The following is a 22,988-nucleotide window of genomic DNA, read 5'->3' on the forward strand; positions in this document are numbered from 1 at the left end:
TATTTCAAGCGGGAAGCGCTTCTGTGTGCGGATGCCATTCCTTGCCGGAGGATTCGTGAGCGTGGACAGATGATGTCTCTTCGCAGTGCGTCGGGTGAGAATGTTGCAAAAAAGGCGTGACAGGGGGGGCGCACAGTTGCTGGGCCGGTTGCTGATGGTTGGGTGGCAGATGGTTGCAGAAGCGGGCGATGTCGCCGGTGGGGTGCGCTGAAGGGTTTTTCAGGCGTCCCATCTGTGGTGCGCAGGCATAAAAAGGCTTTTCCTGCACGAGAACATTGTCAAACCGTGACAGGCGACTTAGTATCTACCGACACCCGCAGGGTGCTCACAAAGAACACAAGCCATCCGGAGGCACGCATTGAACCAGTTTTCGCGGAACCTGGTGCTCTGGGCGACCATATCGCTGTTGATGGTCGTTCTGTTCAACCTGTTCAATCAACCACAGGGCACGCAGCAGAGGGTCACCTATAGCGAGTTCCTGCAAAGGGTCGAGAAGGGCGAGGTCGTCGAGGTCACCATCCAGGGGCAGAAGCTCTCTGGCAAGACCACCGAAGGCAAACCCTTCCAGACATTTGCGCCCGAAGATCCCTCGCTGGTAAGCCGCCTCCTCGACAAGAAGATCGAAGTCAAGGCAGAACCGCAGGAAGAGGCCGCGTGGTACATGACGCTGCTCGTTTCGTGGTTCCCCATGCTTCTTCTTATTGGTGTGTGGATTTTCTTCATGCGTCAGATGCAGGGCGGCGGTGGCAAGGCCATGTCGTTCGGGCGTTCTCGTGCGCGCATGATCACGCAGGAGTCGGCACGCGTCACTTTCGAGGACGTTGCCGGTGTCGATGAGGCAAAAGAGGAACTCAGCGAGGTCGTCGAGTTCCTGTCCAACCCACGCAAGTTCACCCGCCTCGGCGGGCGCATCCCCAAGGGTGTGCTGCTTGTCGGTCCTCCCGGTACGGGCAAGACGCTGCTGGCGCGGGCTGTTGCCGGTGAGGCAGGGGTGCCCTTCTTCTCCATCTCCGGTTCGGACTTCGTGGAGATGTTCGTGGGCGTGGGCGCCTCGCGCGTGCGCGACCTGTTCATGCAGGGCAAGAAGAACGCGCCGTGCCTCATCTTCATCGATGAAATCGACGCAGTCGGTCGTCAGCGTGGTGCTGGCCTTGGCGGCGGCCATGACGAACGTGAGCAGACTCTCAACCAGCTGCTGGTGGAGATGGACGGCTTCGAATCCAACGAGGGCGTCATACTCATCGCAGCCACCAACCGCCCCGACGTCCTCGACCCGGCGTTGCTGCGCCCCGGTCGTTTCGACAGGCAGGTGGTCGTGCCCACACCGGACGTGCGCGGTCGCAAGCGCATCCTTGAAGTGCACGGCAGGCGCACCCCGCTGTCCAGCGGGGTCAACCTCGAGATCATCGCCAAGGGCACCCCGGGCTTTTCCGGTGCCGACCTTGAGAACCTCGTCAACGAAGCCGCGTTGCAGGCTGCAAAGCTCAACAAGGACGTCGTGGACATGGGGGATTTCGAGTACGCCAAGGACAAGGTCCTGATGGGCAAAGAGCGTCGCAGCCTCATCCTGAGCGATGAAGAGAAGCGCATCACGGCCTACCATGAAGCCGGTCACGCCCTTGCTGCCAAGCTCATTCCCGGTTCAGACCCCATCCACAAGGTCACCATCATCCCCCGCGGCAGGGCTCTTGGCGTTACCATGCAGTTGCCGGAAGGCGACAGGCACGGCTATTCGCGCAACTACCTGCTGGGGAACCTCGTGGTACTGCTTGGCGGACGTGTCGCGGAGGAGATCATCTTCTCAGACGTGACCACAGGTGCAGGCAACGATATCGATCGGGCCACCAAGATGGCTCGCAAGATGGTCTGCGAATGGGGCATGAGCGAGGCCATCGGCCCGCTGGCCATCGGTGAACAGGGTGAAGAGGTGTTCATCGGGCGTGAATGGGCCCACTCGCGCAATTTCAGCGAGGAGACGGCACGTCTGGTCGACGCCGAGGTCAAGCGCATCATCGAAGAGGCTCGCCAGCGTTGCCACACCCTGCTTGAAGAGAACCTGACTGCCCTGCACGACATCGCCAATGCCTTGCTGGAACGCGAGACCATCAGTGGTGATGACATCGACATCCTCATGCGTGGCGAGAAGCTGCCTCCCGAAAGGGGAAACGGCGGGGCCCCGGCAAACTCCGGGACGACACCGCCAGCAGGGAACGCCACGGACGGGGCAAAGGCCGCGCAGTCGCCGCAGGCTTCGGAAGACGCCGCTACCCCGGCCGAGGAGTTCACCCTCGAAGCTGAAGAACCCGAAAAGAGGGACGACCGCGCATGAGCGCAGACGGACTCTGGATATTGAAGGGGGGCAGGGAGTTTCGCCCTGCCCCTTTTTGCGTTTATGGCATCGTCAACGTCACTCCCGATTCGTTCTACGACGGGGGGCAGCACGAGACGACCGAGGCCGCAGTCCAACATGGTCGAAGACTTGTTGACGATGGGGCGCACATCCTGGACATCGGGGCCGAGTCGTCTCGACCCTACGCCGCCCCGGTCTCACTTGAGGAAGAACTCGCGCGTGTCCTGCCCGTTGTCGACGGTCTGAAAGGTCTGCGTGACGTTGCGGGCCTGCCCGTACCCCTTTCGGTAGACACGTACAAGGCGGCAACCGCCGTGGCAGTCCTCGACGCGGGGGCGGACATCATCAACGATATTTCCGCCTGTGCCTTCGACCCTGCCCTGCGTGACGTGGTGGCACAGTACCGCCCCGGCTACGTCCTGATGCACAGTCTGGGCAAGCCCGGCACGATGCAGGATGCCCCCACGTATGCCGATGTCGTTGATGACATCCTCGCCTTCTTCGAACGGGAGATGGCAGCCCTCACCGCTGCTGGCTTGCCGGAGGGGCATATTGTGCTCGACCCCGGTATCGGCTTCGGCAAGACGATGGAGCATAATTTCGACATCCTGCGTCACATCGAGCGCTTTTCGACCCTGGGGCGGCCCGTATTCATGGGACTTTCGAACAAGTCGCTCTTCGGTGCGCTGCTTGGTCTGGCCCCGCATGAGCGAGGCACTGCGACGCAGGTGGCCACAGCCCTTCTCGCCGGGCGCGGAGTGCGGTATCACCGCGTTCATGACGTTGTCGCCACGGTGCACACCTTGCGCCTTGTGGCTGCCATGGGCGCCGTCTAGGAGTATTCATGCTGCTGTTCGATACCGTCACCGTGGGCTGGCGCGACTTGCTCGATATGGCACTCGTGGCTGTCCTCTTCTATCGTGTCATCCTGCTGGTGAAGGACACCCGTGCCGTTTCAGCCATCTATGGTCTGCTACTGCTGGTCGTCGTCTACTTCGTCTCGCGGGAACTCGGCCTCTACACGCTCGGCTGGCTGCTTGAGAACTTCCTCGGGTCGTTGTTCCTCGTCATCATCGTGCTCTTCCAGAGAGACATCCGGCAGGCACTCACGGACATGGGGGCTCGAAGTTTCCGGCGGCGACGCTCCACAGAAGACGAGCATCTCAATGAAATCATCGGGGCGGCACTGTATCTTGCACAGCGGCGTATCGGAGCGCTCATCGTCATCGAACGCAATGTGGCGCTCGGCGACATGCTCGAACGCGGCGTGAAGTTGGGGGCACAGGTCTCGCGCGAGTTGCTCATCACCATCTTTTTTCCGAAGACCCCGCTTCATGACGGGGCAGTTATCATTCGCGGACGGGAGATAGCCGCTGCCGCCTGCATACTTCCGCTGGCCGCCGTCACCGAACGGCAGGACTTCGGCACGCGCCACCGCGCTGCGCTGGGCATCACCGAAGAGAGTGACGCGGTTGCCGTCGTCGTCTCGGAAGAACGGGGGGCCATCACGGTTGCCGTGGGTGGCAAGCTGACGACCAGTCTCGATGCGACGCGGCTCAAGCGCGTGCTACGCAACATACTGGAGAAGTAGGATGCGCTCCAACTGGCTGTATATGCTCATGGCCTGTGTCATGTCGGTGACGATGTGGTACATGGTTACCGGACAAGAGCGTGTCGAAACGCTCATCGAAGTGCGCGTCGAATTCAAGGGGATGCCTGCGGGATTGATCGTGCGCGACGGTCTCGTCAAGAAAGTCTCCGTGCGTCTGCGTGGCCCCAAGGGACTCATGCGGTCCATCAATGAGGCGAGTCTCACCTACGCCGTAGACCTTTCCACACTGAAGAAGGGAACGTCCATCGTACCGGTCGTAGTCGAGAAACTGCCCATCACGCGAGCTTTCGAGGTCGTGGAGGTGACGCCATCCCGGCTGGTGCTTGAGGTCGATAGCGTGGCAGAACGTGAAGTCCCCGTCGATGCGCGTGTGACAGGGACGGTGGCGCCGGACGTGGTGGTCGAAGGGCTGCGGTTCACTCCTGCCAAGGTCAGGGTGCGTGGGCCTGAAAGCGTGGTGGATGCCTTGCGTAAACTCCACGCCGAGGTTCCGCCTCCTCCGGCTGATACCGTTGGGGATGTCCTCGTGGACGTGCCTGTGGTCGTTCCTGAACTTGTCGAAAGCACCCCGGCGCAGTTGCAGGTTGCCTACAGGGTCACCATCGCCCGACGTGAGGTCGTTCTTTCGCGGCAGGTGCGCTTCGATGACATACAGGGGCTTCGCATCAAGGTCGCCCCGGCCAAGGTGTCCATCAGGGCCGAATTGCCCCGGTCGCAGGCTTCCGACGCAGAGGTGCTCAAGAGTATCGAAGCCCGGATAGAACTTCCGGAAGATGTGGCACCGGGAGTGCTGCACCTGCCGGTGCATACGGTATCCCCCGACGGTGTTCGCGTGGACGAGGTCGTCCCCGACACCGTAACGGTGACAATTCAGAAGAGATAGGCTATCTGCCCGTTGCCCTGCGGGGCCTCGGCAGGCATTGCACTTCAGGAGAATGACATATGGGCAGAAGGCTTTTCGGCACTGACGGTCTGCGCGGACAGGTCAACATATACCCTATGACCGCCGATATGGCGTTGCGACTTGGCCTCGCAGCGGGCACGCGTTTCCGCAATGGCAATCGCAGACATCGTGTCGTCATCGGAAAGGACACGCGGCTTTCGGGCTACATGTTCGAGTCGGCCCTCACCGCTGGCTTGTGCGCTGCGGGCATGGATGTCTTTCAGGTGGGGCCGCTGCCTACACCCGCCATCTCGTTCCTGACCCGCAATATGCGGGCTGACCTCGGAGTGGTCATCTCCGCTTCGCATAATCCCTTCATGGATAACGGTATCAAGTTCTTCGACCGTTCCGGCTTCAAACTGCCCGACGATGTCGAGAACCAGATGACCGACATGGTCCTCGACCCGGACTGGCAGTGGGATTATCCCGCGTCGGAGAAGGTCGGGCGTGCCTACAAGATTGCAGACGCACCCGGTCGCTACATCGTCTACATCAAGAGCAGCTTCCCCGCAGACCTCACCCTCGACGGGTTGCGTGTCGTCATCGACTGCGCCAACGGGGCGAACTACAAGGTCGCTCCCCTCGCGCTGGAGGAACTCGGCGCAGAGGTGATCAAACTGGGCACGGAACCAAACGGACTCAACATCAACCACCAGTGCGGGTCGCTCTATCCGGAAGTGGTCGCTGCAAAAGTGCGCGAGACCCGCGCCGACATCGGTCTCGCACTCGACGGTGACGCCGACAGGCTGATTGTCGTGGACGAGAAGGGCACCATTCTGGATGGCGACCAGATCATGGCCCTTTGCGCCCAGGACCTCATGGCCAAGGGAAAGCTTCCCGGCAATATGCTGGTCGCCACCGTCATGAGCAACATGGCGCTCGAAGTCTTCATGAAGGAGCATGGCGGCACCCTGCTGCGTACAGCCGTTGGCGACCGCTACGTGGTCGAGGCCATGCGCCAGCATGGAGCCCTGCTGGGGGGAGAACAGTCCGGGCATCTCATCTTCCGCGAGTACAGCACCACGGGCGACGGCCTTCTGGCGGCCCTGCAGATTTTGCGCATCATGCGCGAACGCGGTAAGCCTCTGTCCGAACTGGCTGGACAGTTGCAGCTTTTCCCGCAGCAGCTTATCAATGTCCATGTGGAGCGGAAGATACCCTTCGCGGAGTGTCAGCCGGTTGCGGACGCGGTTGCAGCCATAGAAACCGAACTTGGCGACCGTGGGCGCGTCCTGCTGAGGTACTCCGGGACAGAATCCGTATGTCGGGTCATGGTCGAGGGTGAACACCCCGAACAGGTTGCCCGGCTTGCCGAGATGCTTGCAGAGACCGTGCAGAAGCATTTGCGCTAGACCTCTTCAACGCCGTAGTTCCCTCGCGGAAAGGAGTATGCCCGTGAACATACGCAAGGTGGTCATTCCTGTCGCAGGGTGGGGCACTCGGTCGCTTCCGGCGACCAAGAACATCCCCAAGGAGATGCTCCCGGTCTACAACAAGCCTGTGGTACAGTATGTCGTAGAAGAGGCGCAAAAGTCCGGTATTGGCGATGTCGTCTTCGTCACCAACCGGGACAAGAAGATCATCGAGGACCACTTCGACTACAACCTCCAGCTTGAATCCGTTCTCGAGCGTGCCGGCAAGACCGAAATGCTCCGGCAGGTGCGCGAGGTCGCCGAGATGGTGAACATCATCTCGGTGCGCCAGAAGAAGCAGCTTGGCCTTGGGCATGCCGTTCTTTGCGCACGTGAGATCGTCCGGGATGAACCCTTTGCCGTCATGGTGGGTGACGACCTGATGTTCGGCATGACGCCGGGTATCCAGCAACTCATCGATGTGGCTGTGGCAGAGCACTTGCCTGTCATCGGGGTCATGGAGGTTCCGGCCGACAAGGTCTCGCGTTACGGCATCATTGCGGGCGAGGAGACGGCCCCGGGCATCTACAAGGTTTCCCGCCTCGTCGAGAAGCCGAGCATCGCTGAAGCACCCTCACGCCTCGCCATCGTGGGGCGCTATGTCCTCACGCCGGATATCTTCGACAGCCTTGAAAAGGTGAAACCCGGACATGGTGGCGAGATTCAGCTCACCGATGCGTTGCAGAACCTTGCCGATGACAGGGGGCTGCTTGCCGTCAAGATTCGGGGCATGCGTTTCGACGCAGGCGACTGGGCCGAATATCTCACGGCCAATATCTATTTCGCACTTCAGGAAGAAGGCTTGCGCGACGACCTCATAAGTCAGTTGCGACCTCTCCTGCCTTTCCGTTGTTGACACTGGTGCCCGGCTGCAAGGCCGGGCACCTTGCTTCGCCCCTCGGGGCCGACCTCTCAATCCCTCCCGGTCACCATGTCTGAACGGTTGTTTTCCGTCGCGCTTACCAGCCCGCCTTATGCCACCCTGACGTATGCACTTCCCGCATGGCTTCAGGACACCGCACTCTCACCGGGAACGCGTGTTATCGTGCCTCTTGGTGCAGGAACCTTGCGCGTCGGTGTCGTGCTGGGCGATGACGGCAATACGGTCGCTCTTCCCGAGGGGGTCACACCCAAACCCCTCATCTGTCCGCTTGACGTCGAACCGTGCCTGAACGGGGACTATCTTGACATGGTGCGCCATCTGGCCTTGCGGCAGGGGGTGACACAGGGGCGTATTCTCGGCAACCTGCTTCCCGCAGGGCTGCGTACGTCGAAGGTTCGTCTGCGACTCATCGATAACGGTCGAAAACGCCTGCTGAAGCCGCGTGAACTTGCCGGACTTGATAAAGAGGTTCTTCAGAGGCTTGGACAGCTGTGGCGCGAAGGCTCTTTCGAGGTGCTTGTCGCCGGAGAGGATGCGGCAGCCAGCGAGATGTGCGTGCTCAAGGCTGACCCGCCGTGGCCGCTACGTCCATCGGCCCATCGGCAGGCGGCTATCCTTGATTTCCTTTACGAACGTGGCACGACGAGTCGCAAGGTGCTCACCGAAACGCTGGGGACCGGCTGTACGACTGCCCTCGGTGCGCTCCTTGAGCGAGGACTTGTCGCTATCGAGGCCATCGACGAGGCCTCTTGCGCGTGCGGTATCAGTGAAGCCTCCTCAACGCCCCTCGATGCGCCGCAAACGCTGGTGCTTACGGAGGAACAGTCCGCCGCAGTCGGAAACTTCGCAGCGGCCATGGATGCGGAAGGCCCGGCCACGTGGGTCCTCTACGGCATCACGGGCAGCGGCAAGACGGCAGTCTATCTCGAACTAGCCAAGATGTGCCTGGCCAGAGGGCGCAGTGTGCTGCTGCTCGCACCGGAAGTCGCACTGGCATGCAAGTTGCGCCGCGACGTGGCGAACAGCCTGCCAGAGGCGCCTGTCGTGCTGTACCATGGCTACCAGACACCTGCCGTGCGTGAGGCTACGTTTCGCCTTCTGGCGACGACCCGAAATCAACCGCGCATCATCGTGGGAACCCGGTCGGCATTGTTCTTGCCAGTTCAGGATATCGGGGCTGTCGTACTCGACGAGGAGCACGATTCTTCATTCAAGCAGGATGAAGGGCTCAACTATCAGGCCAAGGAAGTTGCGTGGTTCAGGGTAGGGCAGTCGAACGGGCTTCTGGTTTTGGGGTCTGCCACGCCGGACCTCAAGACATGGCATGCAGCCCGTGAGGGGGTGCTTCCCGCAGCCCGGCTTACCTCGCGCGTTGGAGGCGGCACCCTGCCATCCGTCGAACTGGTGGACATCCGGTCGTTGGGGCCGACCGACGGCATACTCGCGCCAGCGACCACAGCCGCGCTCGGTGCCACATTGGCAAAAGGGGAGCAGGCGGTCATTCTCCTGAACAGAAGAGGATACGCCCCGCTCATGTATTGCCTGGACTGCGGCACTGTTGCGCGTTGCCCGCACTGTGACATCGGACTCACGTATCACAAGGGCCGCGAACGTCTGGTCTGCCACTATTGCGGCCACTCCGTGGCCTATCCGGCAGTCTGTCCCAATTGCAAAGGCATGCACTACCTGCCCATGGGGGAAGGGACAGAGCGCCTCGAGGAGTCCATTGCGTCCTTTTTGCCACCCGGCGGGCGTGTGCTGCGCCTCGACAGGGACAGCACGCGACGTCAGGGGCGCATGGAGGAGATTCTCGCGGCCTTCGCCCGTGAAGAGGCACAAGTGCTTGTAGGGACCCAGATGCTGTCGAAGGGCCATCATTTTCCCAAGGTCACGCTGGCGGTTGTCGCAGATGGCGACCTTGGCCTGAACCTGCCGGACTACCGGGCATCAGAGCGTACATTCCAGTTGCTCGTGCAGTCATCCGGGCGGGCAGGTCGTGGAGAGTTGCCGGGCAAGGTACTCATCCAGACAAGAGACCCGGGGCATTACTGTTGGCAGTATGTGCTTCGTGGCGACTATGAAGCCTTCTTCGAACACGAGATTGCCATCCGGCAACGGCGACGCTATCCTCCGTTCGTCAGGCTTGCCCTTGTCCGGATGAGCTATCCTGTAGACTGCCGCGAAGGCCTTGCAGAAGTTACGTCATTGGCTGGTGAACTTCGTCGGATGGGGAGTCAGGAAGGTGTTCAGGTGCTGGGCCCCGCACCTGCCCCCCTCCCTCTCCTGCGGGGAAGAAAGCGGTTCAATTGCCTTCTCAAAGGGGCAGACTGGCTAGGTTTGCGCCGTGTCTACGGTGCGGCCTCTGGCAGTGTATCGCACCGCCATCTTTCGCTCTCACTGGATCTCGACCCTGTTAACATGCTATAATCAAGGTGGTTGTCATGATCGTTGTCGTTAGGAACTGTGCTGATTGCCCCTTCTGTACAAGTGGAGACCCTTCACGGTGTAGCGTGTCGACACCAAAGCATAGACCTCTTGATGAGAAGCTGGACAGACCTTCGTGGTGTCCTCTGCGTCGTGAGCAGGTCATCGTCAGAGAGCCTTCCTGAACCTCCACAACATTGCCGTCCGGCCCGCTTTGGTCTACTATCCGATATGGCCGATACCGGGGGGAACATGGATCACGCATCTGTGCTCGTGCTCGTCGTGGATGACGAGGAAATGGTTCGCGAGAATCTCGAAGCCTATCTCGAAGATGAGGGGTTCAATGTCGTCACCGCCTCCAGCGGTGAGGACGCCCTGAATCTTCTGGCAGAGGTCTCACCCCATGTCGGAATCATAGACATGCGACTGCCGGGCATGAGCGGCAACGATTTCATCCTCAAGGCTCATACTTTGCGTCCGGCGCTCAGGTATCTTATCCATACCGGTTCGACGAACTATAAACTCCCACCCGAATTGATCGCAATCGGTGTCACTCGTGACGATATCTACACAAAGCCCCTTCAGAACATGGATGATCTCGTGAAGGGGATTGGGCGCCATATGGGATCGCTGGTTGGTGGTTGAGCCTCGGTACGCTATGTTATGATTGCAGGCGAATGGGCCTCCGGCGTTATGGCCGGGGGCTTTTTTCGTGTGCAGAAAAATCTTCGCAGGCGGGCTGGACATCTGCACACAGCCTTTCGCGTACTCTTTCGCGAAAAACAAAAAAGGCCCGCCTCTTGCGAGGCGGGCCTTGATGTCGGAAGGGGGGCTAGAACGTGCCAGCTTCCTTCTTCACTTCGATGGCTATCTTCCACAGCAGCGAGAGCACCAGAAGGCCGAAGGCGTAGATGCCAAGGGCGATCAGGATTTCGGGGACAGAGGGTGCGTAGACAGTGATGCCTTCGAAGGGGTTCGGGGTGAAACCGCCGATGAGCAGGCCGAGGCCCTTGTCGATCCACGATGCGATGACAAGCATGACCAGAGCCCAAGGCAGAACCTTCTCATTGTCGCGAATCTGGGGCGGAATGAGCAATGCCAGCGAAAGGAAGGCAAAGACGACCGCCGTCCACATCCAGCCGTTCACCCAGTAGGAATGCCCGCCGTGACCGGCGAAGAGGAACACGAGCGGATGCTGGTGTCCGGGCATGCCGCTGTAGAACGCGGTGAAGACTTCGAGCAGGTAGAAGAACACGTTGATGCACATGGCATACGTGATGATCTTCGTGAGCGTCTGCACAGCTTCGCGACCGGGGTTGAAGCCTGTCAGGCGGCGCAGCACGAATACCAGCAGCAGCAGGATGGCAGGACCGGAGCAGAAGGCCGAAGAGAGGAAACGGGCGGCCATGATGGCTGTGAGCCAGTAGTGGCGGCCGGGGAGACCGGCGTAGAGGAACGCCGTGACGGTGTGGATGCTGAACGCCCAGATGACGGACAGGTAGATGAAGAACTTGATCCACTTGGGAGGTTCAACATCATGCCGCTCAGCCTCAAGGGTCACCCACCCGACCAGCAGGTTGATGAACAGGTAGCCCATCAGGACCATCATGTCGTAGAACATGACGGAGTTGGGGGTGGGGTGCAGGATGACGTTGAGCATCCGCTGGGGCTGGCCCATGTCGACCACGATGAAGAGCATGCACATCAGCACTGCCGATATGGCCATGAACTCACCGAGGATGATCATTTTCTTGAACTGCTTGTAGTGGTGGAAGTAGGCGGGCAGCACCAGCATGACCGCCGACGCCGCAACACCGACGAGATACGTGAACTGGGAGATGTAGAGACCCCAGGACACGTCGCGGCTCATGCCGGTGATGGCGAGGCCGTACTTCAGCTGGAACAGGTAGGTGAACCCCCCGAGACCGACGATGCTGCCGAGGAAAAGCAGCCAGATGTAGTACGCCGGGGAGCCCTTGAGAAGCTTCTCAACCATGGCCAGTCCTCCTAGACGATGTAGTAGACGCCGGGCTGGGTGCCTACACTGGGCTTGCGGCGAATGCTGTAGTTTTCGTTCAGGGCCTTACGTACGGGCGAGTTCGGGTCATCCAGGTCGCCGAAGAGAATGGCGCCGTTGGAGGCCTCCACGCACGCGGGCAGCTGGCCCACGGCAAGCCGTTCGCTACAGAAGGTGCACTTTTCCACGACACCGCGTGTGCGGGCCGGGAACTTCGGATTGATGGCCTTGATGTGCGGCTGCGGGTCGCCGAAGTTGAAGCTACGGGCGCCGTAGGGGCAACCGGCCATGCAGAAGCGGCAACCGATGCAACGGTGGTAGTCCATGACGACGATGCCGTCGGCGCGCTTGAATGTGGCCTTGGTGGGACACACACGCACGCAGGGCGGGTTCTCGCAGTGGTTGCACAGGAGCAGATAACGGCGTTCGAGAACTTCCTGCGACAGGTGGGGGTTCATGTCGTCAGGGAAGGTCGCTTCGTAGGTGTCCGTCCAGAGCCACTTGATCTCCTGATTGCCTTCGATGGAAGGAACGTTGTGGATCGAGTGACAGGCCTCGATGACGCGCGAGTAGTCCTCGGGGGAGGTGAACTTGCGCATGTCGATGACCATGGCCCAGCGTTTCGCCTTGAGCGCGGTCGCACCGTCTTCATATTTGCCGGTCAGCGCAGCGGCGTCCGGGGTGGTGCCAGCGGCGACATCAAGGACGCCCTTGGCCCCAAGGCCGAAAACCGAGAGGCTGGCGATCTTCAGGAATCGTCTTCTGCTGTTGTTCATTACTGGTTCCCCCTCGGAGCGACATGGCAGTCCCAGCAGTAGGGGCTCACGCTGTTGGAGTTGTGGCACTTGTCGCAGAAGTCGGCCTTGTTGGCGTGGCACTTCATGCAGGTGTTCTGGAGGCTGATCTCCCACTGCTTGCCGTTGCTCGCCACGTAAAGACGCTTGCCTTCGCGAAGGGCCTCGTCGCGCCAAAGGTTGAGGATGTGCATATGTTCGGCGCGCATGTAGCCCACGGGCTCGATGCATTCCTTCTCCCCGGCGGGGAGGGCAATCTGCGGACGCTCGTACTTGGGCGTCAGCAGGTTGCTCCAGAACGGGAAGGTGAACAGCCCGACAAAGATGACGATGCCGGGGATGATGTACTTGCCGTTATACATGATTATGCGTCCTCCATGCCGGGCAGGTCTTCTTGACGGAGGTCCATGGTGCGCTTGGTCTCACCACGCATGACGAGGGCGTTTGCAACCAGTTCGTGCGTACCGTAGACGGAAACGCCGGGAGCCCAGTAGTTGGCAAGGGGAGGCAGCGTGGCACGGTCGATGGCGCAAATGCAGGCCATGGTGTCGACGCCGTGCTTCTGCTGCACATAACGCAGGGCGTTGCCTCGTGGCAGACCGCCGCGCATGCGCAATTCCATGATCTCGTCGGTGTTCAGGCCGGAACCGCCGCCGCAGCAGAAAGTCTGCTCACGGATGGTGTTCTCGGGCATTTCGTAGAAGTTGTTGCACACCGACTTGATGACGTATCTGGGCTCTTCAAGCAGACCCATGCCTCGTGCAGGGTTGCACGAGTCGTGGAACGTCACCGTGAGGTGGTCGTTGCGGCTGGGGTCGAGGCGCAGCTTGTTGTGCTTGATGAGGTCGGCCGTGAACTCGGTGATGTGCACCATCTTGGTGGCGGCGGCGTTTTCGAAGACCGTGCCGGTGATGGGCGACTTGGGCACTTCCATGTGCGAGGGGGTGGGGCCGTTGAACGTCTCCATGTACTGGTGGACGACGCGCCACATGTGACCGCACTCGCCGCCGAGAATCCACTTGGAGCCAAGGCGCTCGGCTTCGGCGTACATCTTCGCGTTCAGCTTCTTCGCCATGTCGAAGGAAGTGAATGAACCGAAGTTGCCGCCTTCGGAGGCGTAGGTCGAAAGGGTATAGTCCAGCCCGATCTCGTGGAAGAGCATGAGGTAGCCCATGAACGTGTAGATGCCGGGATCGGCGAACACGTCACCCGAAGGGGTGATGAAGACGATCTCATGTCCCTTCTCGTTGAAGGGCGGGTCGATGTGGATGCCGGTGATCGTTTCGATGTCCTCGCAGAGGAACTCGACGATCTCCTTGAAAGCGTGGGGCTGGATGCCGAGGTGGTTGCCGGTGCGGTTACAGTTGTACACCGGCTCCATGATCCAGTTGATGCCCAGACCTACTTCGTGCAGCAGCTCGCGGGCGATGGCCGTGATTTCAGCCGTGTCGATGCCATAGGGGCAGAACAGGGAGCAACGGCGGCATTCGGTGCACTGGTAGAAGTAGTAGAACCACTCCTTGACCACGTCCTTGTCGAGCTTCCGGGCTCCCACCAGCTTGCCGAGCAGCTTGCCGGCGGTGGTGAAGTCGCGCCGGTAGACTGAACGCAGCAACTCGGCACGCAGAACGGGCATGTTCTTGGGGTCGCCGGTGCCGATGAAGAAGTGGCACTTGTCGGCGCAGGCGCCGCAACGCACGCAGATGTCCATGAACAGCTTGAGCGAGCGGTGCTTTTCGAGACGCTCCTTCAGGCCATTGTAAAGAATCTCCTCCCAGTTCTCCGGAAGGTTCCAGTCTTCCTGATCAGGAGCCCACTCGTGCGGGTTGGGCATCCCGAGGCTCTTCATGATGTCCGGCTTGGACGGATAACACCATGTGCCGGGGCGGAAGTCGGGCTTCACATCCATCCAGCTTTCGGCGGGAAAGCCGGGCTTGCTTGCGATCAGCTGTTCGGGGGTTGGCAGTTTGGACATGTCGGCTCCTTACTCGGCAGCAGCTTCGTCGGGTTTCTTATCGAGCGGAAGCCCGGCCTCGGCCATCAGGTCGCGGAACTCGTCTTCGTACTCGGCGTAGGTGCGGTACTTCTTGGGCGGGTTCCAGGGGTTGACGTGCCGCACGGCGCGGGAGTTGTTCGGAAGGTTGCGCGTGGGGCTGAGGAACACGCCACCCATGTGCATGAGCTTGCTGAAGGGGAAGTACATGAGCAGCGCACTCAGGAACATCATATGGATGAAGAACACGGTGCCGATGCCATCGGGCACGACCGGGTTCAGCGTGACAAGACCCATGGTCAGCACCTTGACCGAAGCGATGTCGACCTTCGCGAAGTAGCGCATCCATATGCCGCTGCCGACAAGACCAAGGATCAGGAACAGCGGGAAATAGTCGTTGGCGAGAGAGATGTAGCGAATCTTCTCGCTGAAAAGGCGGCGGCAAAGCAGGAAGACAAGAGCGACGACCACGAGCACGTCAGTCATGAACATGCGCGGGGCACCAATCTGCATGATACCGTCAAGCGTCTCCATGAAGCTGATGGCAAAGGGGACGGGCTCGAGGAAGAACCTGAAGTGCCTGATGAAGATGGTCAGGAAACAGTAGTGGAAAATCAGCGCGAAGAGCCAGAGCCACTTGGCCGAGTAGTAGACCACGCGCGGACCGTTCTGGATCTCCATCGAAGTGTTGCGGAAGAGCGAACGGAACAGCAGTACTTCGAGAAGCATGCGTCCCACGGTGCCCGTAGTGGTGTAAGGGCTGTCAAGGCGCGCAGGCTTGATCCAGTCGAGCGACCGCTGCTGCCCGCCGGTGGTGGGAATACGGAAGGGCACGGGAGACTTGGCCCAATCCACTATCCGCCAGACGAAGCCGACGATGAACACGAGCATTGCGGCAAGCGGCAGTACCACCCCAAGAACGTACTGAAAGCCGGAAACGGCTCCCAGCCAGGCGATACAAGCGAGCGCAATGACCGCTAAAAATGAAAAAAACATTCCGTTACCTCGCTGCTAGGCTTTCGGTTGTCAATTATTCCGGTTCCCCTGCCGGTCGGTCCACTATCATTTCAGCCCTGCGTATGATCTGGGCGTAACGCCTTTTGTATTCATCGACTTTGAGCATGTGCATGCGTTCCCGGTCTTCCGAGTACATGCGAAAGGCCATCAGACAAAGGGAGTCGACACGCGACTCCATTGCAAGGTAGTTCGCGAATCCTTCCTGCCCGGCATACATGGGCAGGATTTCTTCGCGGAGTATCGGCTTCACGCAGAAGATGATCCCGGTAGCCTGTTCAGGCGTGAACTGCTGGATGGCGCGAACCCTGATGAGGTCGGCAAGAGCACTTTCGACCTCGCCATCAACCATATCGTCACCGCAGATTGCGGCAACCATGAGGGTTACGGCCTTCTCCGTGGCATGTCCCACGGGGTTGGAGAATTCGTTTTTCCTGCTCCGAAGGAATCCTGTCGTGTCAAAGGGGTAGGTTGCGTAGATGAACTCACCCCATCTGGCGCTGATTTTTTCCTTCAGTTCGGGGGTAATGGTCGATGTCGTCATGGTCTCTCGCATTTTGTAGGGAAGAGGGTCGCTTGCGCGCCAACCCTATACGGTCAATCGAGTGCACTGGACAAGCGAAAATAGCGGTGAAACCGAGAAAACCCGCACCGTGCAAAAGAAAAGCCCTGTCATCCGAAAATGATTTTTTTCACATAGTCCGAAACCGGTGAAAGGTCAATAAAACAACATGTTGTTGTTTGGGTGAACAGCTTAGCGTGCTGTGGCGTCTGGGCAGGGTGCCGCTGAGGGCTGACCGCTGCAGCCTTCAAATTCCAGAGGCTGCAGGGGGAGTGTTGCGTCCGCAGCAGGGGCGTTACTGCCGATTCCCGGGAGTTTAGCCAATCCATGAGTCTGGATGAGTGGCAGCCTGTTGCTGCCAGCGGCGAACACATGCGCTTTATTCCGCAATAGTTTGAACCGGAGGCTTGCTTCCTGTGTCGCAGAGAGAAGGGCCACAGGACGCGGGGTCGCTTCTGTCGCCCGGCGGTAGGCAAGGAAAAAGCTGCTGCCTTCGGCAATTTGACCTTGCATGACAGCGATGGCATTCAGGTCGTCGTCGTTTTCAGCGACGGGTATGAACGCAACATCCTTGGCGGAGGGCAGGAGCCCCATGATGGCATCGCGGCACGCCGGACATGAAGGCGAAAAGTAGATGCGCACCGAGGCTTCGGGGGTACCCTGCAGTATCCAGGGAGAAAGCCGCTCTTCAGCCAGGGAGACGAGGTTGCTGCTGCAAAGCAAGGCCCAGATGATGAGCAGCCACGGAAAGCCGAGCGGTTCTCTAGGAGATGCTTTGGCTGCCCTGAACGCGGCATAACTGAGAGCAAACAGGGTGGCGATGATCAGGCAGTTCGCACATGGTGCAATGAAGGCCATGAGTGCCAGTAGAGCGATGTCGCCTAAGAGGAAGAGTCCTGCGAGAGCGAGGCCCAAACTCGTGCGACCGAGAAGCGCGGCGAGGGAAAGCGTCGCGAACGCAAACATGCCCACATGCCATAGCGAGACGCCAGCGTACGACAAGTCGCTGAAGAGCTGGCATCCGGTGCTGATGCATGTTTCTTGTGAATCTGCAAAGGCCACCCATGTGGCGAAAGAAAGCCCTGCGAGGCAGACAAGCAAGGGAATGCCAAGCGTGGAGCTATTGCGACGCTGCAACATGAACTTCCTCCGGTGGAGCCGGTTGGTGGCAAAACGGGCTGACCTTACGTCGTTATCTTGCGCAGGTAAAGCCTGTATGAGGTGTTCCCAATGTCTTCGGTGTTTCCTGACCCCCTGTCGGGTCTCTTTTCAGTGCGGAAGAGTCAAAAGGCAAGACGCATTTCGCTCCGTGTCGTCTCTGGGCGACTTGAAGTCGTCCTCCCGAGGGGAGTCTCCGAGTCGGTCGTGCCGGAAGTCTTGGCGCGTCATCAGAAGTGGATTGAGAGACATCTCTCCGGATTTCGAGATGTTCATCACGCCAGGGGCGCAGCGCTTGTTCCTGACAGGATATGCTTGGTGGCTCTCAACGAGTCGTTCCGAGTTGAAATCGGTGATGGTGGGGCAGGGCGCGTCAAGGCAGAAAACGTGGTGGTTGTCCCTCAGGAGACGGCGCACGCCGTCGTTGGTTTACGAAAGTGGCTTTGCCGCGTTGCGAGGTCGTTCTTTTTATCCGAACTTGGAAGCTGTGCTGCTACAACAGGTCTGGAATGGGGTGCCCTTCGAGTTGGTATGCCGAAAACACGATGGGGGAGTTGCTCATGCAGAGGAACCATAAGTCTGAATGCAAGGCTGCTCTTTCTGGCGCCATCGCTTGTCAGACATGTCGTCATACATGAGCTTTGTCATCTGAAACATCCGAATCATGGGAGAATGTTTCATGAACTCTTGCAAAGCTTCGATCCGTTAGCTGTCATCCACGCGCGCCAGCTCAAATACGCCCGTTATGCCATCCCCATGTGGGCTGCATAGTGCCCATGACAGTTCAGTCGACAAAAGTAAAAGAAGCCCACACCCATTGACTGGATACGCCTCGTCGATGTCCCTTGCTCCTCCTGCGGCTGTTTCCATAAAAAAAGGAGGCACCTTGCGGTGCCTCCTTCGTATTTGTGCCTGGAAGTCGTTACATCACAGAGCCGGAAGCGGCCTGCTGCATCTTGACTTCGACCTTTTCGGTCAGGCCGCTGTAGTACTCGCGAAGGATCACGAGAACTTCGTCGCGACCGAAGTGGTCGACAACTTCGGCGCCTTCGGAAAGGGCCTTGCGCAGCTTGGTGCCGGAGAGGATGACGCGGTCTTCCTTGCCGTGCGGGCAGGTACGCAGGGAGGCCATGCCGTCGCACTTGTAGCAGTAGAAGGTCCAGTCGATCTTCAGGGGCTCGCAAAGCAGAGCCTTGCCGGGGGTGGGGCAGGCTTCGTTGATGTAGGGGATCTTGTTGAAGATCGTCTGAGCTTCGAACATCCCGTAGAAGTCGCCCACACCGGCGTGGTCACGGCCGATGATCATGCGGTTGATGCCGTAGTTCTGGCGGAAGGTTGCGTGCAGCAGACCTTCACGGGGGCCGGCGTAGCGCATGTCGAGGGGGTAGCCAGCCTGAATGACGTTTTCCTTCACGAAGTACTTTTCGACGAGGGTGTCGATGCAGCGAACGCGAACTTCAGCAGGAATGTCGCCGGGCTTCAGCGAGCCCACGAGGGAGTGGATGACCACACCGTCGCAGACTTCGATGGCGATCTTGGCAAGGAATTCATGCGAACGGTGCATGGGGTTGCGGAGCTGCAGGGCAGCAACGTTGGCCCAGCCACGCTCTTCCATTTCCTTGCGGAGTTCGGCAGGACGCTTGTAGACGCCAGCGAACTTGGTGGGGAATTCGCCTTCGGACAGCACCTTCACGGTACCGGCGATGTTGAATTCCTTCTGCTCCATGACCATCTTCACGCCGGGGTGGTCATCAAGAGCCACTTCCCAGAACTTCTGCGAGTCGGGGCCTTCGCCCTTGAACACCAGCTCGCATTCCCACTTCTTGTCGGCTTCGGTCATCTCGTAGATTTCTTCCACGAGCATGGTGGCGAAGGTTTCGCCCTTGCGGACGAGAGCGATTTCCTGACCGGGCTTGATGGCTGCGGCGTCGTCCTTGGACACGTCAAGGGTCACAGGCACAGGCCAGAAAGTGCCGTCGGCGAGGGTCATCTTTTCGCAAACGCTCTTCCAGTCGGCCTTCTTCATGAAGCCGTTCAGCGGCGAGAAGCCGCCAATGCCCATCATGATGAGGTCGCCCTTGGCGCGGGAGGAGATTTCGATCTGCTTGAGGCCGGCAGCCTTCTTCAGTTCGGCTTCGCGATCAGCGCCTTCGAGCAGGCAGCACACAAGGCCCTTACCACCATGAGCGGGAACCAGCTTGGACATACCTTACATCCTCCAGATGCGTGATGTTGTTGACACCGTCCGGGATCAAAGTGATGCCCGGACCAAAATTACAATCACCAAAAAATCAACTTCAGGCGATGCCTTCGGGGTGGCGTCGCGTTGATTCCGTCTTGTGAAAAAATTTACAAAATGTCAAGCGGCAAAGCGCGAAAATCAGAACGCACTGCAAAGGGCACAATGAATAAAGGGCCAATAACCTGTATTCGCAGGGCAAGCTCAAGACTGGAGAGGATGGCGGGCACATTTCGCTGATTCAATGCATGCTTCAGAATCGTGAGCTCCCGCGTCTGCCTGTCGTCATTGTTCACCGTTATGGTTCAGAATGTGATTAATGGTGCAAGCGTTGGGTGGATGGGGCTGGCGTTGAAGGTTGGGTGATGCGAGAAAGTTCTTGTGCGCTTCTGAAGAAGGGGATATTCAAGGTGGGTTCGGAGTTGATCCGACAACGTCCTCGGGGCGGGCTGCTGGCCCCCGGGGGCCCCGTGTCGTAGCGCGCATCGTTGCCGGGTAGGTGAACCGGCGGCGGGGTGTGCTGTTGCTTGACAATCGCTGATCGGGGCGCTATGTCGTTTCCCCTTTACCGGTTGTTTTCGATTTTCATTCACGGAGGAGACTCATGCCCACTATCAACCAGCTCATCCGCAAAGAGCGGAAGAAGGTTGTAAAGCGGAAGAAGACCCCGGCGCTCCAGGCCTGCCCGCAGCGTCGTGGCGTGTGCACCCGCGTGTACACCACCACCCCTAAGAAGCCTAACTCGGCATTGCGTAAGGTCGCACGTGTGCGCCTCACCAACGGCCTTGAAGTGACCGCCTACATCCCCGGCGAAGGCCACAACCTTCAGGAACACTCCGTGGTCATGATCCGCGGCGGTCGTGTAAAAGACCTTCCGGGTGTCCGCTACCACATCGTGCGCGGCACCCTCGACACCTCCGGCGTTCAGGATCGTCGTCAGGGACGTTCCAAGTACGGCGCCAAGCGCCCGAAATAGTAAGGGAGTTTTTAGATGCCTCGCAAAGGACCTGTCCCCAGACGTGAGATTCTGCCCGACCCGCTGTACAACAGCCGTCTTGTCGCCCGCTTCATCAACCGACTCATGTACGACGGTAAGAAGGGTGCGGCTGAAAAGATATTCTACAGTGCTCTGGACACCCTTGCCCAGAAGACTGGTGAAGAGCCTCTGAAGGCTTTCGAGAAGGCGATCGAAAACGTGAAGCCCCACCTCGAAGTGAAGGCTCGTCGCGTTGGTGGTGCCACCTATCAGGTGCCCATGGAAGTTCGCCCCGACCGTCAGGTCTCTCTTTCCCTGCGCTGGCTCATCGCCTACTCCCGCTCGCGCGGTGAGAAGGGTATGGTGAGCAAGCTCTCGGCAGAACTTCTTGACGCCTTCAACAATCGCGGCGGCGCCGTGAAGAAGAAGGAAGACACCCACCGCATGGCCGAAGCCAACAAGGCTTTCGCCCATTACCGCTGGTAGAGCCGGGAGACCACAGTGGCACGAGTAGTTCCTATCGATATGCAGCGGAACATCGGTATCATGGCCCACATTGACGCGGGCAAGACCACGACTACCGAGCGTATCCTCTTCTACACGGGCGTTTCCCACAAGATCGGCGAAGTCCATGACGGCGCAGCCACCATGGACTGGATGGAGCAGGAGCAGGAGCGTGGTATCACCATCACTTCTGCTGCTACCACCTGTTTCTGGCGTGAACACCGTGTCAACATCATCGACACCCCCGGCCACGTCGACTTCACCATCGAAGTCGAACGTTCCTTGCGTGTCCTTGACGGCGCGGTCTGCGTATTCGACGCCGTTGCCGGTGTCGAACCCCAGTCCGAGACGGTGTGGCGTCAGGCCGACCGTTATGGCGTTCCGCGCATCTGCTTTGTCAACAAGATGGACCGTATCGGGGCCAGCTTCGAGCGTTGCGTCGGCATGATCCGTGACCGTCTGCGTGCGAAGCCGATTCCGGTTCAGCTTCCCATCGGTGCCGAAGACCGCTTCGAAGGCGTCATCGACCTCATCACCGGCAAGGCTGTGACTTTCGACAAGGCGTCGAAGGGGCAGACCTTCAACGTGGGGGATGTGCCTGCCGAGTACCGCGATCAGTACGACGCCATGCGCTTCGAGATGATCGAGGCCGTAGCTGAGGAAGATGAAGCGCTCATGGAGAAGTATCTCGGTGGTGAAGAACTCACTGTCGAAGAAATCATCTCCTGCGTACGCAAGGCCACCATTGCCCGTAACATCGTTCCGGTGCTGTGCGGTTCCGCCTTCCGCAACATGGGTGTGCAGCCTCTTCTCGACGCTGTCGTCGACTTCCTGCCTTCGCCTGTCGACATCGAACAGATGAAGGGTGTGAATCCGGACAAGGAAGAAGAGACCATCGTCTGCCCCTGCGACGACAAGGAACCTCTCGCTGCCCTCGTCTTCAAGCTCTTCTCCGACCCGTACATCGGGCACCTCTCGTTCTGCCGCATCTATTCTGGCTTCATCGAGTCAGGCATGACGGTTCTGAACGCGAACACCGGCAAGCGCGAGCGTGTCGGTCGCCTGCTGAAGATGCACGCCAACAAGCGTGAAGAAATCAAGTGGGCGGGTGCTGGTGATATCGTGGCCCTTGTTGGCCTCAAGCTGGCTTCGACCGGTGACACCATCTGCGATGAAAAGCGCCCTGTGGTGCTCGAATCGCTGGATATTCCGGAGCCGGTCATCGAGGTTGCCATCGAGCCCAAGACCAAGGCTGACCGAGACGCCCTTTCCGCCGCGCTCGCCAAGCTTGCCAAGGAAGACCCGTCCTTCCGCGTGAAGGGCGACGACGAGACCAACCAGACCCTGATCGCCGGCATGGGCGAACTCCATCTGGAAATCATCGTCGACCGTCTTACCCGCGAGTTCAGCGTCAACGCCAACGTGGGCAAGCCTCAGGTCGCCTACCGTGAGACCATCACCAAGCCCGGCAAGGCTGACACGAAGCATGTCAAACAGTCTGGTGGTCGTGGTCAGTACGGTCATGCCGTCATCGAAATCGAACCGAACCCCGGCAAGGGGTACGAGTTCGTGAACAGCATCACCGGTGGTGTCATTCCCAAGGAATACATCGCCCCCATCGACAAGGGTATCCAGGATGCGCTCAAGAGCGGTATCCTTTCTGGCTTCCCCACTGTCGACATCAAGGTCAATCTTGTCTTCGGTTCGTACCACGACGTCGACTCTTCGGAGCAGGCGTTCTACGTGACCGGTTCGATGGCTATCAAGGAAGCCATCGCCAAGAGTGGCCCGGTTCTGCTTGAGCCCATCATGGACGTCGAAGTCGTCACCCCTGACGAGTACCTCGGCGATGTCATGGGCGACCTGAACGGTCGTCGTGGCAAGGTGCAGAGCATGGAAGCACGCGTAGGTGCGCAGTCCATCCGTGCTCAGGTCCCCCTGAGCGAGATGTTCGGCTACGCGACAGACCTGCGTTCGAAGACGCAGGGCCGTGCGACCTTCTCTATGCAGTTCCATCATTACGAGCGGGTGCCTGCGGCTCTCGCCGAGGAACTTGTAAAGAAGAAGGGCTAGTTGATCTGCCTTCGAGACCCCGGCTTCGGCCGGG

20 protein-coding genes are annotated in these 22,988 nt (G+C 59.4%); 12 read left to right on the plus strand and 8 right to left on the minus strand.

What is annotated here, in order from left to right; genetic code table 11:
- Window positions 1–358: 358 nt before the first annotated feature.
- From ftsH to DVU_RS06060, 8 genes are all read left to right on the plus strand, one after another.
- Window positions 359–2,329, plus strand: coding sequence for an ATP-dependent zinc metalloprotease FtsH (gene ftsH / locus DVU_RS06025; RefSeq protein WP_010938574.1), 1,971 nt, complete (start codon window positions 359–361; stop codon window positions 2,327–2,329).
- A complete protein-coding gene (gene folP, locus DVU_RS06030) occupies window positions 2,326–3,186 on the plus strand; it encodes a dihydropteroate synthase (RefSeq protein ID WP_010938575.1) in 861 nt (286 codons plus the stop codon). Before ftsH ends, folP begins: the two co-directional genes overlap by 4 nt.
- Before the next feature lie 8 nt (window positions 3,187–3,194).
- Window positions 3,195–3,941, plus strand: a complete 747-nt coding sequence (gene cdaA, locus DVU_RS06035; protein WP_010938576.1) for a diadenylate cyclase CdaA — start codon at window positions 3,195–3,197, stop codon at window positions 3,939–3,941.
- A 1-nt stretch (window position 3,942) separates the two neighbouring features.
- Window positions 3,943–4,845 (plus strand): CdaR family protein, encoded by a 903-nt coding sequence (locus DVU_RS06040; RefSeq protein WP_010938577.1) that lies wholly within the window; start codon window positions 3,943–3,945, stop codon window positions 4,843–4,845.
- A gap of 59 nt (window positions 4,846–4,904) precedes the next feature.
- Window positions 4,905–6,257 (plus strand): phosphoglucosamine mutase, encoded by a 1,353-nt coding sequence (gene glmM, locus DVU_RS06045; RefSeq protein WP_010938578.1) that lies wholly within the window; start codon window positions 4,905–4,907, stop codon window positions 6,255–6,257.
- Between the two features lie 43 nt (window positions 6,258–6,300).
- The gene (galU, locus tag DVU_RS06050; RefSeq protein WP_011792462.1) at window positions 6,301–7,173 is read left to right on the plus strand and encodes a UTP--glucose-1-phosphate uridylyltransferase GalU; all 873 of its coding nucleotides are present in this window, start codon (window positions 6,301–6,303) and stop codon (window positions 7,171–7,173) included.
- A gap of 75 nt (window positions 7,174–7,248) precedes the next feature.
- Window positions 7,249–9,627, plus strand: coding sequence for a replication restart helicase PriA (priA, locus tag DVU_RS06055; RefSeq protein WP_010938580.1), 2,379 nt, complete (start codon window positions 7,249–7,251; stop codon window positions 9,625–9,627).
- 249 nt (window positions 9,628–9,876) lie between these two features.
- Window positions 9,877–10,269, plus strand: a complete 393-nt coding sequence (locus tag DVU_RS06060) for a response regulator (protein WP_011792460.1) — start codon at window positions 9,877–9,879, stop codon at window positions 10,267–10,269.
- 187 nt (window positions 10,270–10,456) lie between these two features.
- Here DVU_RS06060 and dsrP read toward each other — a convergent pair whose 3' ends face one another.
- The 7 genes from dsrP to DVU_RS06095 all read right to left on the minus strand — a co-directional run bounded on the left by dsrP (window position 10,457) and on the right by DVU_RS06095 (window position 17,144).
- Window positions 10,457–11,620: a sulfate reduction electron transfer complex DsrMKJOP subunit DsrP gene (gene dsrP / locus DVU_RS06065; protein ID WP_010938582.1), complete on the minus strand. Its 1,164-nt coding sequence runs from the start codon at window positions 11,618–11,620 to the stop codon at window positions 10,457–10,459.
- An 11-nt stretch (window positions 11,621–11,631) separates the two neighbouring features.
- The gene (gene dsrO, locus DVU_RS06070; protein ID WP_010938583.1) at window positions 11,632–12,417 is read right to left on the minus strand and encodes a sulfate reduction electron transfer complex DsrMKJOP subunit DsrO; all 786 of its coding nucleotides are present in this window, start codon (window positions 12,415–12,417) and stop codon (window positions 11,632–11,634) included.
- Complete coding sequence (gene dsrJ, locus DVU_RS06075; protein ID WP_010938584.1) at window positions 12,417–12,797, minus strand: sulfate reduction electron transfer complex DsrMKJOP subunit DsrJ; 381 nt, start codon at window positions 12,795–12,797, stop codon at window positions 12,417–12,419. The genes dsrO and dsrJ overlap by 1 nt, the downstream gene beginning before the upstream one ends.
- A 2-nt stretch (window positions 12,798–12,799) precedes the next feature.
- Window positions 12,800–14,410, minus strand: a complete 1,611-nt coding sequence (gene dsrK / locus DVU_RS06080; protein WP_010938585.1) for a sulfate reduction electron transfer complex DsrMKJOP subunit DsrK — start codon at window positions 14,408–14,410, stop codon at window positions 12,800–12,802.
- Between the two features lie 9 nt (window positions 14,411–14,419).
- Window positions 14,420–15,424, minus strand: coding sequence for a sulfate reduction electron transfer complex DsrMKJOP subunit DsrM (gene dsrM / locus DVU_RS06085; protein ID WP_010938586.1), 1,005 nt, complete (start codon window positions 15,422–15,424; stop codon window positions 14,420–14,422).
- 34 nt (window positions 15,425–15,458) lie between these two features.
- Window positions 15,459–15,986: an RsbRD N-terminal domain-containing protein gene (locus tag DVU_RS06090; protein WP_010938587.1), complete on the minus strand. Its 528-nt coding sequence runs from the start codon at window positions 15,984–15,986 to the stop codon at window positions 15,459–15,461.
- Between the two features lie 210 nt (window positions 15,987–16,196).
- Window positions 16,197–17,144: a hypothetical protein gene (locus DVU_RS06095; protein ID WP_014524341.1), complete on the minus strand. Its 948-nt coding sequence runs from the start codon at window positions 17,142–17,144 to the stop codon at window positions 16,197–16,199.
- A gap of 90 nt (window positions 17,145–17,234) precedes the next feature.
- On the opposite strand from DVU_RS06095, the gene DVU_RS06100 reads away from it, so the two are divergent.
- Complete coding sequence (locus DVU_RS06100) at window positions 17,235–17,933, plus strand: YgjP family zinc-dependent metalloprotease (RefSeq protein ID WP_010938589.1); 699 nt, start codon at window positions 17,235–17,237, stop codon at window positions 17,931–17,933.
- A gap of 151 nt (window positions 17,934–18,084) precedes the next feature.
- Here the strand turns inward: DVU_RS06100 and sat are convergent, their stop codons facing one another.
- A complete protein-coding gene (gene sat / locus DVU_RS06105) occupies window positions 18,085–19,368 on the minus strand; it encodes a sulfate adenylyltransferase (RefSeq protein ID WP_010938590.1) in 1,284 nt (427 codons plus the stop codon).
- A 637-nt stretch (window positions 19,369–20,005) separates the two neighbouring features.
- On the opposite strand from sat, the gene rpsL reads away from it, so the two are divergent.
- Genes rpsL through fusA form a run of 3 tightly spaced genes read left to right on the plus strand, consistent with a single transcriptional unit; the run spans window position 20,006 to window position 22,954 of the window.
- Window positions 20,006–20,377: a 30S ribosomal protein S12 gene (gene rpsL, locus DVU_RS06110; protein WP_010938593.1), complete on the plus strand. Its 372-nt coding sequence runs from the start codon at window positions 20,006–20,008 to the stop codon at window positions 20,375–20,377.
- A 15-nt stretch (window positions 20,378–20,392) separates the two neighbouring features.
- Window positions 20,393–20,863, plus strand: a complete 471-nt coding sequence (rpsG, locus tag DVU_RS06115; RefSeq protein WP_010938594.1) for a 30S ribosomal protein S7 — start codon at window positions 20,393–20,395, stop codon at window positions 20,861–20,863.
- Between the two features lie 15 nt (window positions 20,864–20,878).
- Window positions 20,879–22,954 carry an elongation factor G gene (fusA, locus tag DVU_RS06120; protein WP_010938595.1) on the plus strand — a complete coding sequence of 692 codons (2,076 nt, stop codon included), beginning with the start codon at window positions 20,879–20,881 and terminating at the stop codon, window positions 22,952–22,954.
- Window positions 22,955–22,988: the final 34 nt, after the last annotated feature.

It is taken from the genome of Nitratidesulfovibrio vulgaris str. Hildenborough, assembly GCF_000195755.1.
GTDB lineage: Bacteria > Desulfobacterota > Desulfovibrionia > Desulfovibrionales > Desulfovibrionaceae > Nitratidesulfovibrio > Nitratidesulfovibrio vulgaris.